Source organism: Alterinioella nitratireducens, assembly GCF_013155465.1.
Lineage (GTDB): Bacteria > Pseudomonadota > Alphaproteobacteria > Rhodobacterales > Rhodobacteraceae > Alterinioella > Alterinioella nitratireducens.
Genome location: NZ_JABJVX010000007.1, coordinates 174003 through 185685 on the forward strand (window position 1 = coordinate 174003; position 11683 = coordinate 185685).

The following is an 11683-nucleotide window of genomic DNA, read 5'->3' on the forward strand; positions in this document are numbered from 1 at the left end:
CCTTTGTCATCTGACGCCTGCGTGAGCCCCGTCATCCGATAACAGCTTTCCGACATTGCGTGTCAGGGACACGAACGGTCAGTCTGAGAGCAGCGCCCGGACAGAACCGGACGAATTTTCGCAACAAAGGACTTTAGACCCATGTTCAAACCGTTCCTCAAACCCCTTGCCGCCGCCGCGGTCGTGGCCGGTGCCCTTGCGGGCGTGGCCGCCCAGGCCAACGGCGTCGCCTTCATGGTCGTCGACGGCAATGCCACCGTCGCGCCGATCGGCAACACGCGCATGGTCGCGCAGGAGGCGCGGCCCGCCGCAACGCCCGGTCTGCAACTGGAATGTGCCGTCGCCGGCACGCCGGTGGAGTTCCCCAACGACATCAAGGTCTGGTCGAGCCAGGCCATTGCCGCGGGCACCCAGGTGGCCTGGAACGTGCCGGGATCGACATTCGACGGGTTTTTCGAGTTGCCCGCCCTGGCCGCGAACCAGCACGCGTTCCTGTCCAGCGTCCTGCCCGGCGGCTTGCCTGCGGGCACGCCCTGCGAGGCGGTGGCGCAGTAGGCACCAGCCAGCGGGGGCCGCTGCCCGTAGCGGGCCCCGGCCCAATTTTTGCCCCACTCGGCGCGTAAACCTTGCCGCGACACCGTTCCCGCCAAGGACCAATGCCCCATGCGCGCGCTCCTGTTCCTCCTCTTCTCGGCGCTGGCCGCCCCGGCGCAGACCCTGCCCGTCATCGCCCCGGCAGGCCCTCCGCTGGAGGCCGTCACCGGCGTCGGCACGGATCGGCAATGGCAGGCCGTAGGGCGGATCGACACAGGGCCGGGGTTCTGCACCGGCACGCTGATCGCCGCCGACCTGGTGCTGACGGCGGCGCATTGCCTGTTTCACCCCCAGACCGGAGAGCGCCTGCCCGAGTCCGGGTTCAGTTTCAACGCGGGGCTGCGCAACGGTCGCCCGGTCGCCTTTCGCACTGTCCGGCGCAGCGTGATCCATCCCGGCTACGCCACCGACCTGGCCGACCAGCTGGACCAGGTGCGCACCGATATCGCCATCCTGGAGCTTGACCGCGCGATCCCCGCCGAGATGGTTCAACCGATCCCCGCGCGGGGGCAGGCGGCGGTGGGCGATCTGGTGCAGATCGTCTCCTACGGGCGCGACCGGGCGGATTACGCCTCGCTGGAGGATGGGTGCGATGTGCGCGCGGGCGAGGGTGGATTGCAGGTGCTGTCGTGCCATATCGACCCCGGCTCCTCCGGCGCGCCGGTGTTCCTGCGGCAAAACGGGCGGCTTGGCATCGTCTCGGTCATTTCGGCCCAGGCCGAATGGTACGATGATCCGGTGTCGCTGGCCGCCGATCTGGGCGGCGGGCTGGCCCCGATCCTGGACCTGCTGGACCGCACCGACGACGTTTTCAGCCGCGAGGCCAGCCGCATCCGCACGCTGAGCGCGGGCAATGACGGGACCGAGGATATCGGCGCAAGGTTCATTCGCGTCACCCCTTGACGGGCGGGCGCAGGGTTCCCAAATCGCATGTTGTTCCGGTGCCCGCAGAAAAGGGGCCGGGACAAGACTCAAAGGGCGGTGCCATGACGGACCGCCCGACAGATCGTTATCGCTCAAGACAAGCAAAGAGGATGACCACCATGCGTACCCATGATTTCACCCCGCTTTACCGCGCCAGTGTCGGCTTTGACCGTATGGCGGACCTGCTGGACCGGGTCATGACCCAGGATACCGGCGCCACGACCTATCCGCCCTACAATATCGAAAAGACCGACGACGACGCCTATCGCATCTCGATCGCGGTGGCCGGTTTCGCCGCCGAGGATCTGAATATCGAGCAGCGCGAAAACGGCCTGATCGTTTCGGCCCGCCGCGAGAAGGACGAGTCCGATCGCACCTACCTGCATCGCGGCATCGCCACGCGCGCATTCGAGAAGCGGTTCCACCTGGCCGACCATGTCCGCGTGACCGGCGCCAGCCACGAGGCCGGCATGCTGCATATCGACCTGGTGCGCGAAGTGCCCGAGGCGCTGAAACCGCGCCAGATCGAGATCGCGACGGAGACGCCCAAGGCGATTGAATCCGAGGCCGCGTAAGCCCTCGCGCCCGGATCCGAGTGATCAGACGCAGCCCCTCGGGGCTGCGTTTTTCGTCTCGGGGGCCCCGTTAGCGCTGCGGAAACCATTTCATGGCCTTATGGGCGCGACTGACAGCGATAGCCGGGCCAAGGGACATGGACGATCAGCAGCCATTGGGGCGGGAAATGCTCTGGCCCGACCTCGACGAGGCGGGTGCTGCGCCGACGCGCGGGGCCGATCAGTTCGTGGTGCGCGAAGGCCCCGGCCATGAGGTGATCGCGGGGTTCTCGCCCGGTGTCGGCGACCGCATCATCTTCGACCGCTACGAGATGCAGACGATGGCCGATATCCGCTCACGGCTGCACCCCTCGGGCCGTGACGCGCTGATCCGGTTCGACGATGGCGGGTCGCTGCGGTTGACGGGTGTTGCTCCGGGCGCGCTTGAGGATCGTCATTTCGTCTGCCTTGGCGGGCCGGTGCAGCTGACCGCCGACACGTTGGTGCAGACGGCGGAAGGTTCCAGACCGGCGCGCGACCTGGTCGAAGGCGATCTTCTGCGCACCCGCGACCATGGCCTGCAACCGGTGCGCCAGATCATCCGCCAGGCCCGTCGCTTTGCCGGACCGGATGACCCCTCGCGCCCGGTCATGATCTCGTTCGGCGCGCTCGGGCGCGGGGTGCCGTGCCGTGCACTGACCGTCGCCCCCTATCAGCGCATCGTGATCCGACATCCCGTCACCGGGGCGGAGCTGCTGATCGCGGCCAGCAAGCTGGTCGGACGGGCCGGTGTCACGCGGGTGCGCGGCTGCGCCGAGGCCGGTTTCATCAACCTTGCGATGGACGCGCATGAGGTGATCCTGGCCGAGGGGCTGGCCACCGAAACCCTGCTGATCCATCCGCGCGACCGGCTGATCGCGGGCCAGACCGCGCCGTGCCGGATGACGCCCGCGCGGCCCATCTACCTCAAGGATCCGGCCTTTCACCCCGACCGGCTGGATCCGCGGTTCCGGGGCCTGTCACGGCCCGACGTGGCCTAGAACCACTGGCCCGGTTCCATCAGCCCCAGTTCCATCAATTGCTGGGACGACCAGAAGAAACGGGTCGATTTGTGCCAGCGGAAACTGTCCACGTCATGGCGCGATCCGGGGTTCGACCGCAGCGCCTTGGCGACGCGGAAGGAACAGACCGTGGCCGACATCGAGTGATGCCAGGGGCAGGTATAGGTGTTCATCTCGGGGTCGGACAGCGTGTGATCGTCGTTGAGCGTCAGCCCCGGCATGGCCTGGAACAGGCTCGACCGGTCGATGCGGCGTTTCGGGGCCGGGACATGCTCCTCGAACCGCCAGCGCAGCCCGCCGTAGAAGTTGAGCTGCCGGTCCAGAACCTCGTCATCCGCGTTGCGCCGGGTCTCGGCGTAATAGCCTGAGCTGTCCAGATGCGCGGTTTCCAGCGACACGGCATCGGTATAGCGGGTCAGATCCTCGGCATAGAGGTCGATCACATAGGTCGGCACGACATTGCGCCGCTCCTCCATGACAAAGGCGATGGCCTCGCCGATGCGGCGCTGTTCGCAGAAGGGGAAGAACAGGTATTCGGCGTTGTAGCAGTAGTGAATCCACTCACCCGGCACCAGCTTGATCAGGGCATTGACGATGGCGGGCGCGGTGCCCGGCTGGCGGGTCGGGTGGCGGATCACCTCGACGATGGAGGCATCGTCGATATCGTCGGGCAGGTCGACATCGTCGGGCGCAACCAGGAACAGGCGGCGAAAGCCCAGATGGGTCAGGTGATCCAGCGTCGTCGTCAGCTCGGTCCGGTCCTCGGCGATGACGATGGCGAAGGGGCCGCGCCCGAGCGGTGTGCGCCGCGCCTGGGCGGCGAAGCTGGAAATGGAGGAATGGATCATCTGGGTTGGCCCCGGTTTTTCTGCCCGGCGCATACTCTGCCCTTTGGCTTTCGATTTTGCAAACACCCGTGCGCATTGAAGCGGGGCGGGGCATGGGGTAGATGGCGCAGGTGATCCGCCCGCAATGGAGGCCCCCGCCATGTCCGCGCCCAAGAAGCTTTTCGTCAAGACCTATGGCTGTCAGATGAATGTCTATGACAGCGAGCGCATGGCCGAGGCGCTCGGGTCGGAAGGTTATGAGCAGGTCGCAACGGCGGAAGAGGCCGACATGATCCTGCTCAACACCTGCCATATCCGCGAGAAGGCCGCCGAGAAGGTCTATTCCGAGCTTGGCCGCTTCCGCCCCCTGCGCGAGGCCAAGCCCGACCTCAAGATCGGCGTCGCCGGATGCGTGGCGCAGGCCGAGGGCGAGGAGATCATGCGCCGCCAGCCGATGGTCGACCTGGTTGTCGGGCCGCAGACCTATCACCGCCTGCCCGCAATGGCGCGCGCGGTCGAGGCGGGCGAAAAGGCGCTGGACACCGATTTCCCGGAAGAGGACAAATTCCTGCACCTGCCGAAGGCGCGCAAGCCCAGGCGGGGCCCGACCGCGTTCCTGACCGTGCAGGAAGGCTGCGACAAGTTCTGCGCCTTCTGCGTGGTGCCCTATACGCGCGGGGCCGAGGTGTCGCGCCCGGTGGAGCGGTTGCTGACCGAGGCGCGCGAGTTGGTCGATCGCGGCGTGCGCGAGATCACGCTTCTGGGCCAGAACGTGAATGCCTATCATGGGCAAGGGCCGGATGGCGAATGGGGTCTGGCGCGGCTCATTCGGGCGATGGCCGAGATCGACGGGCTCGACCGTATCCGCTTCACCACCTCGCATCCCAATGACATGGAGGACGACCTGATCGCCGCGCATGGCGATTGCGCCAAGCTGATGCCCTATCTGCATCTGCCGGTGCAATCGGGGTCCGACCGGGTGTTGAAGGCGATGAACCGCAAGCACAATGCGGCGGAATATGTGGCGCTGATCGCGCGCATCCGCGCGGCGCGGCCCGACCTGCTGCTGTCGGGCGATTTCATCGTCGGCTTTCCCGGCGAAACGGAAGAGGAGTTCCAGGCCACGCTGGACCTGGTGGAGGCGGTCGGCTACGGGCAGGCCTATTCCTTCAAGTATTCCGCACGCCCCGGCACGCCTGCCGCCGAGAAACCGCCGGTGCCCGATGAGGTCGCGTCGGAGCGGTTGCAGCGCTTGCAGGCATTGCTCGGGCGTCAGCAAAGGGCGGCGCAGGACGCCATGGTTGGCCGCGAGGTGCGGGTGCTGTTCGAGAAACCGGGCCGCGAGGCGGGGCAGCTCATCGGCAAGTCCGACTATCTGCACGCCGTCCATGCCGATGCGCCGGCGGACCTGATCGGTCAGATTGCCACCGTGCGGATCGTGGAAAGCCGGGCCAATTCGCTGAAGGGCGAACTGGTGACGCAGAGCGTTTCGGCCTGAAGAGGTATCGGTTTTCCCTGCCTGGTCCCTTTTCGGAGCCGAACGCGAAAACCGATACCTTGGGTCCGGTGGAACCTGAAACGCTCGGGAAGGGGCCGCCTGATACGGCCCCCTCGCATCACTGTTGCCAGCGCGGCGGTTCGCTTTCGATGATGTTCAGCATGGTCGATCGGATATTCTCCGGGTTGCCGACCCCGGTGGAGTCGCGGCAAACCCGTTCGCCGATGGCATGCGCCTCGGGGTAGGTATAGCCGATGCCGACCAGGCTATCGACGAAGACCGGCTCGGGGCGGTCCCAGATCACCTCCTCCCAGGGGCCGCGGAAGCAGCTGATCGTGACCGTCGCGCTGATGACGCGGACGTTGCGGTACTGGTGGCCTTGCTGATTTGCATAACCGTGCTGGTGGCCGTGGCCATAGCCGCCATGCACGCCGCCGGCCACGGCGGGCGCGGCGGTGGCCAGGGCGGCGATGAGGGCAGTGGCAATCAAGGGGCGTTTCATTATCTTCCCATCCTTTTTCGTGACGTAGTGATGACCATCTGCACGATGATGGGCGGGCCGGTTCGCGCCGATCCTCTTCCCCCCTTGCCTGTTAATCCGATTTTAACTTTTTGGCAGCGGCTGTGAAGTCCGGTCGTACCCGGCCTGCCGTTTTGCGAAACAAAGGGGCGGTCTTGGCCTATTGTTCGCAGGGCCGGGACAAAGCGGGCCGTTGCCCGCCATGTTTCCTGCAATTTTCCTAAAATCCGCCACAATCCGGGGGTTCCGAACATGGGGGCGCCCGAATCGGTTAACGCGTCGCGCGGTCCCGATCCGGGCGTTTCGCGGCGATCGGCGGCGCGGGGTTCTCCTGCGATTTCAGCCATCTTCGAGGCCGGTCTTTTCGCGCGGCGCGTGTGTTTTTGCCAATTCAGGCTTCCAATGGCGCGCAATCTTGCTACTGTTTGAAAAACAACCGGGATTTTTCCACTCGGCCCTGCCAGGCCGGGACATCAAGCAAGAAACGCGCCAGGAAATTGGCCGACGGACAAAGGGGGTGCTGCCGCAATGCGTTTACTATTACCGAAATTCGGGTCTGCCATCGTGGGGGTCATTGCAATCGGGGCGGCGTCTCTGCTGCCGGGCTTGGCCGCCGCGCAAAGCACGGCCACGATCACCGGCACCGTGGAGCCGACCATCTGGATCGACCCGGATGGCTGCATGCACTGGGCCGCCGATGGCGGGGTCGAGGGCTATATGGAGGGCCGGGTGAACCCGCAGAACGGGATGCCGGTCTGCCTGGACATGAACACCTGCTCGGTGGAAAACACCGACACGCTGTTCCACACCGACAGTGCCCGCCTGATGCCGGGCGCGCGCGAACGCCTGTCGCAGTTCTTCACCAGCGCGGGGGCCTTCGCCTATGCGATCTACGGCCATACCGACAGCCGCGCCTCGGATGAATACAACATGCGGCTGTCGCAGCGCCGTGCCGCCTCGGTTGCCGCCGTGGCGCGTTCGGTCGGTGCGCAGGTGGCGCGGGAGATCGGATATGGCGAACGCCGTCCGGTGGCCCCGAACAACAGCGCTGCGAACATGCAGCTGAACCGCCGCGTCGAAATCGTATGCTACAGGTGACTGCCATGATGACTTTTTCCACACCGCTGAAGTTCACGGCCACCCTTGGCACGGCGCTGCTGCTGTCGGCTTGTGCCGAAAACTTCGAGGGCGTGACCTCGACCAGCGATCCCGCCCCGCTGCGCGCCATCGGCGATGACCGGGGCCGCGACGCCGCGCATCTGTCCACGATGGAGGCCGGGATCTATATCGACCCCGACGGCTGCCAGATCTGGATGATCGATGACGGGCTGGAAGGCTACTGGTCGCGCCGCCGCGATCCGGTCAGCGGGCTGCCGGTCTGCACCAATGTGGCGCCTCCGGGCTCCATCGTCGGTGACACCCAGGCGGGCGCCGGTATCCGCGACCGCGTGCCGCGCACCCCGTAACCGGGACGACCATTTTCCAGGCGGGCGGTCCATGACGGGCCGCCCGTTTGCCGTTGGGGGCCTCCATTTCGGTCTTGCAGCGTTCTGGCGGTTGCCTTGCCCCGGCTGGCTTGCCACAGTGGAGACAGATTCACCTTCACGGGAGACGCCCTTGGCGACAACCTCCATGTCTCCGGCCCAGGCCGAGACCCCGCCGGAACTGACCCTCGAATTTCCCGACAATCGGTTGTTGATCGCGCTATGTGGCGAATTCGACCGCAACCTTGCCCAGATCGAACACCTGATGGATGTGCAGATCATCCGCCGTGGCAACGCGGTCGAGGTGCTGGGCGGCGCGCGCGAGGAAGCGGCGAAGGTGCTCGAGGTGCTCTATGAACGGGCCGAGGCGGGGCGCGGCCTCAGCCCCGGCGATATCGACGCCATCGTGCGGCTTGGCAATTCCGGCGAGGGAACCGGCGCGCGCGACGGCGACCAGATGGAGATGTTCCAGGGCGGCGCGCTGGAGATCAAGACCCGCAAGAAGACGATCGAGCCGCGCACATTGGCGCAGCAGGCCTATGTGCGGGCGCTCTTCGACAATGAACTGGCCTTCGGCATCGGGCCGGCGGGCACCGGCAAGACCTATCTGGCGGTCGCGGTGGCGGTGAACCAGATGATGGGCGGCCATGTCGACAAGATCATCCTCAGCCGTCCGGCGGTCGAGGCGGGCGAACGCCTGGGTTTCCTGCCCGGCGACATGAAGGACAAGGTCGATCCCTACATGCAGCCGCTCTATGACGCGCTGAACGATTTCCTGCCTGCCAAGCAACTGGGCAAGCTGATCGAGGAAAAGCAGATCGAGATCGCGCCGCTGGCCTTCATGCGGGGGCGGACGCTGTCCAACGCTTTCGTGGTGCTGGACGAGGCGCAGAATGCAACCACGATGCAGATGAAGATGTTCCTGACCCGGCTTGGGCGCGGCAGCCGCATGGTGATCACCGGCGACCGCAGCCAGGTCGATCTGCCGCGCGGCGTGACCAGCGGCTTGCGCGATGCCGAGCGGATTCTTGAGGGGATCGAGGGAATATCCTTCAACTATTTCACCGCCAAGGACGTGGTGCGCCACCCGATGGTGGCCAGGATCATCGAGGCCTATGATGCGGATAGCCCTGCGTGAGGTGGTGCGAAAAATCTTTCTGAAGATTTTTCCACCCGAAGAATTTTGCGGAAAATTCTTCCTGCCAAGGACCGCGCGATGAGCGTCGATGTCATCGTCGAGGCGGGCGACTGGGACGATGCGGCGTTCACCGCGCTGGCCGAGGCCGCCTGCGATGCGGCGCTGCGCCATCTGGAGTTGGACCCGGACCGCTTCGAGATCAGCCTCCTGGCCTGTGACGATGCCCGCATCGCCGATCTCAACGCCGATTTTCGCGGCAAACCCACGCCCACCAACGTGCTGAGCTGGCCCGCCGAGGAGATTGCCCTGCCCCTTGGCGAAAGGCCCGACCTGCCCACAGCCCCGGCAGGCGGCCCACCCGTCGAACTGGGCGATATCGCCATCGCCCATGAGACCTGCGAGCGCGAGGCGCGCGACCTCGGGCGGCCTTTTGCCCATCATCTCAGTCACCTTCTGGTGCATGGCACCCTGCATCTGTTGGGTTTTGATCACATAAACGACGCCGATGCCGCCGTCATGGAGGGGCTTGAGACGCGCATCCTTGCAATTTTGGGGGTGCCTGCCCCATATTAGGGTCGCGGGCGCAATTTCCGCGCGCGCGTCACCTTTTGGAAAGGAGCCATGAGCTCAAACCCCGACAGCTCGTCTAGCGCGGCGCAAAGCGCGCCACCCGAAGATGAGAGCGCAGACCAGAGGCCGGGCCTTTTCGCCCGCATTTTCGGCAGCGCCAGCCCCGATGACACCCCCGAGCCCGAGGCCAACCCGTCCGAGCCGCATCACCCCGTCGGCAACGGCGCGCTTGCGGCGATCCGGATGCACAACCTGCGCCGGCTCAGGATGGACGACGTCTCGATCCCGCGCGCCGAGATCACAGGCGTGGCCAACGATATCTCGATGCCCGACTTGGTCGAGGTGTTCCGCCAGACGGGCTATACAAGGCTGCCGGTCTATGACGGCACGCTGGATACGCCCGTGGGGCTGATCCACCTCAAGGATCTGGCGCTCGGGCATGGCTTCAACGGCAAGTCCAACGATTTCGACGTCACCACCATGCTGCGCCCGCTGCTCTATGCGCCGCCGTCGATGCCCATCGGCGTGATGCTGCAAAAGATGCAGAGCGAGCGCATCCACATGGCCCTGGTGATCGACGAATATGGCGGTGTCGACGGGTTGGTCACGCTGGAAGATCTGATCGAGCAGATCATCGGCGAGATCGAGGATGAGCACGATGTCGACGAGGACCAGCTCTGGACCGATGAGGGGGGCGACAGCTGGCTGGTGCTGGCGCGCGCGCCGCTCGACGAGTTCGAGGAGGCCATCGGCATGACCCTGACCGAGGATCTGGACGATGAGGAAATCGACACGCTCGGCGGGCTGGTCTTCGTGCTGACGGGCCGGGTGCCCGCGCGCGGCGAGGTCATCCCGCATCCCTCGGGCGCCGAGATCGAGGTGATCGACGCCGACCCCCGCCGCATCAAGCGCCTGCGCGTGCGGCTGCCGAAACTGGGCGCGTGATCTTGCGGGCGCGGCTGGTCAGCCTGATATGGATCCTGCCGGGGCTGGTGGCGGCCACCGGGCAGGCGCCGCTGAACCTGTGGTGGCTGGCCCTGATGGCCTGGGGTTTGGCGCTCTACGCGATTTCGCGGGCGGCAAGCTGGAAACAGGCGGCCTGGTTCGGCTGGCTGGTCGGCGTGGGTTATATCGGCGGCACGCATTTCTGGATCGTGGCCCCGTTCTATGTCGATGCCGAAGCCTATGCCTGGATGGCCCCCTTCGCCCTGGCGGGGATGGTCGGGGGGCTGGCGCTGTTCTTCGCGGCGGCCTACGGGGCGGCTTTTGCGCTTGGCCGGTCGCAGGGCATGCGCCTGGTGGCGCTGGCGCCCTGCCTGATCCTGGCCGAGTTCCTGCGCGCGACGCTCTTCACCGGGTTTCCCTGGGCGCAGATCGGATCGCTCTGGCTCAACCATCCGCTCATGCAGCTGGCGGCCTGGATCGGTGTGCCCGGCGTGGGCCTCCTGACCCTGCTGGCCCTGGCGCTGCCGCTTGCCGCGCCAGGGTCACGGGCCTGGCCCGCCCTGGCGGTCTCGACCGCTCTTCTGCTCGGGGGATCATGGATCGGGGCGCAGCGTCTGGCCGCGCCGGTCGCCCTGTCGGAAACGCAGATCCGCATCGTCCAGCCCAATGCGCCGCAGCATCTGAAATGGCGCCCCGACATGGCCCCGGTCTTCTTCCAGCGTCTTCTGGACCTGAGCGCCGCGCCGGCGGATACCCCGCCCGACGTCGTCATCTGGCCCGAGACCGCGCTGGCCTGGCGGCTGGACATCGCCGAGGAGATTTTCCCCCTCATCGCGGATGCGGCTGGCGGCGCAGAGGTGATTTTCGGCGCGCAGCGGCTGGACGAGCAGGGCTACTACAACAGCCTCGCCGTGCTTCAGCCCGACGCCACGATCAGCCATGTCTATGACAAGCATCACCTCGTCCCCTTCGGCGAGTATATCCCTCTGGCCTCCCTGCTGGCCGCGACCGGGCTGATGCCCGATGCCGAACGGCGCGGCTATGCGAGCGGGCCGGGGGCGCGGGTTCTGGACCTTGGCGCCGCGGGCCGCATCCTGCCGCTGATCTGCTACGAGGCGATCTTTGCCCGTGACGTGGCCGCGGCGCCCGAACGGCCCGACTGGATCGTGCAGATCACCAATGACGCCTGGTTCGGCAACAGTGCCATGCCTTATCAGCATCTCGACCAGACCCGGCTGCGCGCCATCGAGCAGGGCCTGCCGGTCGCGCGCGCCGCCAATACCGGCGTGTCGGCCCTGATCGACCCTTACGGGCGCATCCTCGCCTCGCATCCCCTCAACGAACAGGGCGTCATCGACGCGGTCCTGCCCGCAGCCCTTGCGCCGACGATCTACGCGCGCCTTGGCAATTGGCCCGTGTGGGTGTTGCTTTTGACGCTCGTTGGCGGCCTGGTCCTGGTGCGGCGCACGCGGGGCCATTGAACTCCCCCCGAGAACCCCGTAATGGCAAGGCATACCGCGCCACAACGGCTTCCTGACGTGGCGAGAAGACCAGATACCGGAGCACTT

The 11683-nt window shown here is 66.2% G+C and carries 13 protein-coding genes and 1 riboswitch; of the genes, 11 read left to right on the top strand and 2 right to left on the bottom strand.

The window, feature by feature from the left end; translation table 11 throughout:
- The first annotated feature begins 141 nt into the window (after positions 1 to 141).
- From HNS34_RS13290 to HNS34_RS13305, 4 genes are all read left to right on the top strand, one after another.
- Complete coding sequence (locus tag HNS34_RS13290; RefSeq protein ID WP_172320557.1) at positions 142 to 555, top strand: hypothetical protein; 414 nt, start codon at positions 142 to 144, stop codon at positions 553 to 555.
- A gap of 108 nt (positions 556 to 663) precedes the next feature.
- Positions 664 to 1497: a trypsin-like serine peptidase gene (locus HNS34_RS13295; protein ID WP_172320558.1), complete on the top strand. Its 834-nt coding sequence runs from the start codon at positions 664 to 666 to the stop codon at positions 1495 to 1497.
- 140 nt (positions 1498 to 1637) lie between these two features.
- The gene (locus tag HNS34_RS13300; RefSeq protein WP_172320559.1) at positions 1638 to 2093 is read left to right on the top strand and encodes an Hsp20 family protein; all 456 of its coding nucleotides are present in this window, start codon (positions 1638 to 1640) and stop codon (positions 2091 to 2093) included.
- Between the two features lie 137 nt (positions 2094 to 2230).
- Positions 2231 to 3112 carry a Hint domain-containing protein gene (locus HNS34_RS13305; protein WP_172320560.1) on the top strand — a complete coding sequence of 294 codons (882 nt, stop codon included), beginning with the start codon at positions 2231 to 2233 and terminating at the stop codon, positions 3110 to 3112.
- On the opposite strand, the gene HNS34_RS13310 is transcribed toward HNS34_RS13305, so the two are convergent.
- The gene (locus HNS34_RS13310; RefSeq protein WP_172320561.1) at positions 3109 to 3981 is read right to left on the bottom strand and encodes a glycosyltransferase family 2 protein; all 873 of its coding nucleotides are present in this window, start codon (positions 3979 to 3981) and stop codon (positions 3109 to 3111) included. The genes HNS34_RS13305 and HNS34_RS13310 overlap by 4 nt on opposite strands.
- A gap of 139 nt (positions 3982 to 4120) precedes the next feature.
- Here HNS34_RS13310 and miaB point away from each other — a divergent pair, with 139 nt between their 5' ends.
- Positions 4121 to 5458 carry a tRNA (N6-isopentenyl adenosine(37)-C2)-methylthiotransferase MiaB gene (gene miaB, locus HNS34_RS13315; protein ID WP_172320562.1) on the top strand — a complete coding sequence of 446 codons (1338 nt, stop codon included), beginning with the start codon at positions 4121 to 4123 and terminating at the stop codon, positions 5456 to 5458.
- Positions 5459 to 5576: 118 nt separating this feature from the next.
- On the opposite strand, the gene HNS34_RS13320 is transcribed toward miaB, so the two are convergent.
- On the bottom strand, positions 5577 to 5960 hold the full coding sequence (locus HNS34_RS13320) for a hypothetical protein (protein ID WP_172320563.1): 384 nt from the start codon (positions 5958 to 5960) through the stop codon (positions 5577 to 5579).
- Between the two features lie 582 nt (positions 5961 to 6542).
- Between HNS34_RS13320 and HNS34_RS13325 the strand changes: the two genes are divergently transcribed.
- From HNS34_RS13325 to lnt, 6 genes are all read left to right on the top strand, one after another.
- Positions 6543 to 7076, top strand: a complete 534-nt coding sequence (locus HNS34_RS13325; protein WP_328700532.1) for an OmpA family protein — start codon at positions 6543 to 6545, stop codon at positions 7074 to 7076.
- A gap of 5 nt (positions 7077 to 7081) precedes the next feature.
- Positions 7082 to 7444 (top strand): hypothetical protein, encoded by a 363-nt coding sequence (locus tag HNS34_RS13330; RefSeq protein ID WP_172320565.1) that lies wholly within the window; start codon positions 7082 to 7084, stop codon positions 7442 to 7444.
- A gap of 166 nt (positions 7445 to 7610) precedes the next feature.
- Positions 7611 to 8600, top strand: coding sequence for a PhoH family protein (locus HNS34_RS13335; RefSeq protein WP_407925864.1), 990 nt, complete (start codon positions 7611 to 7613; stop codon positions 8598 to 8600).
- 78 nt (positions 8601 to 8678) lie between these two features.
- Positions 8679 to 9173: an rRNA maturation RNase YbeY gene (gene ybeY, locus HNS34_RS13340; RefSeq protein ID WP_172320567.1), complete on the top strand. Its 495-nt coding sequence runs from the start codon at positions 8679 to 8681 to the stop codon at positions 9171 to 9173.
- Positions 9174 to 9221: 48 nt separating this feature from the next.
- On the top strand, positions 9222 to 10115 hold the full coding sequence (locus tag HNS34_RS13345) for a hemolysin family protein (RefSeq protein ID WP_172320568.1): 894 nt from the start codon (positions 9222 to 9224) through the stop codon (positions 10113 to 10115).
- Positions 10112 to 11596: an apolipoprotein N-acyltransferase gene (gene lnt / locus HNS34_RS13350; protein WP_328700533.1), complete on the top strand. Its 1485-nt coding sequence runs from the start codon at positions 10112 to 10114 to the stop codon at positions 11594 to 11596. Before HNS34_RS13345 ends, lnt begins: the two co-directional genes overlap by 4 nt.
- Before the next feature lie 33 nt (positions 11597 to 11629).
- Positions 11630 to 11680: riboswitch (SAM-SAH riboswitch) on the top strand.
- Positions 11681 to 11683 lie beyond the last annotated feature (3 nt).